The sequence below is a fragment of the Streptomyces sp. NPDC006602 genome (genome assembly GCF_042870385.1).
Lineage (GTDB): Bacteria > Actinomycetota > Actinomycetes > Streptomycetales > Streptomycetaceae > Streptomyces.
The window spans coordinates 1-1,330 of sequence record NZ_JBIAHG010000102.1; the positions used below are offsets into that span (position 1 = coordinate 1).

The window sequence follows — 1,330 nt, forward strand, 5'->3', positions numbered from 1 at the left end:
TGAACCGCCCCGGTTCGAATGGAGACTCGATTTCATGAAAGGATCGAGTCATGGCACGACCTTCCCGTTACCCGCTTGAGCTCCGCCGTCGTGCGGTGCGCATGGTCGCCGAGGTGCGCGACGACCATCCGACCGAGACGGCCGCTTTGCAGGCGGTGGCCGAGAAGCTCGGCATCGGGTCCCGCGAGACGCTGCGGAACTGGGTGAAGCAGCACGAGGTCGACGCGGGGACGCGACCGGGGACGACGACGGAGGAGTCCGCGCAGCTCAAGGCGTTGAAGAAGGAGAATGCCGAACTCAAGCGGGCCAACGAGATTCTGAAGGCCGCGGCGAGTTTCTTCGCGGCCGAGCTCGACCGGCCACACACACGCTCGTAGCGTTCATCGACGAGCACCGGGACCGCTTCGGCGGCGTCGAGCCGATCTGCAGGACGCTCACCGAGCACGACTGCAAGATCGCCCCTTCCACGTACTACGCCTACAAAAAGCGCCTGGAAACTCCCTCTGCCCGTTCCGTGCGCGATGAGGAAATCAAAGAGCGGATCCAGGAGGTCTACACGTCCAACTACCGTGTCTACGGGGCCCGGAAGATCTGGCGCGAGCTGAACCGGCAGGGGCATGCCGTGGCCCGCTGCACCGTCGAGCGCCTCATGCGTGAGCTCGGCATCACCGGTGCCGTCCGCGGCAGGAAGGTGATCACGACGATCACCGATCCGGCCGCCGAGCGAGCCCCGGACCTTCTCGACCGCGACTTCGTCGCCAGTGCACCGAACCGCTGCTGGGTTGCCGACTTCACGCATGTCGCCACCTGGAACGGGGTCGTCTACGTCGCCTTCGTCGTGGACACCTTCTCCCGCCGCATCGTCGGCTGGTCCGCCTCCACCTCCAAGGAGACCAAGCTCGTCCTGGACGCCCTGGAGATGGCGCTGTGGCAGCGCGACCGGGACGGATTCCCGCATGTACAGGGCGAGTTGATACATCACTCGGACGCGGGGTCGCAGTACACATCGTTCGCGCTGGCCGAGCATCTGGACCGGGCAGGGATCGCGGCATCGATCGGTTCGGTCGGCGACGCCTACGACAACGCCCTGATGGAATCGACGATCGGCCTGTTCAAAACCGAGCTGATCAAACCCGGCCGGCCCTGGATGACGCTCTCCCAGGTCGAACTCGCCACCGCCGAGTGGATCGACTGGTACTGCCACCGCCGACTCCACGGTGAGATAGGCCACGTACCGCCCGTCGAATACGAGACCAACCACTACATGCAATCCACGAAACCCCAGGTCACAACCACAATCTGAGATCTCTACCGAACCCGGGGCGGTTCA

1 protein-coding gene is annotated in these 1,330 nt (G+C 64.7%); it reads left to right on the plus strand.

Annotated features, from left to right (window positions below):
- Positions 1 to 50: 50 nt before the first annotated feature.
- Positions 51 to 1,303 (plus strand): IS3 family transposase gene (locus ACFYO2_RS49605; RefSeq protein WP_388364125.1). Its coding sequence is split into 2 segments (ribosomal slippage): positions 51 to 333 and positions 333 to 1,303, totalling 1,254 coding nucleotides; the frame shifts between segments, so codons are not numbered across the junction.
- Positions 1,304 to 1,330: the final 27 nt, after the last annotated feature.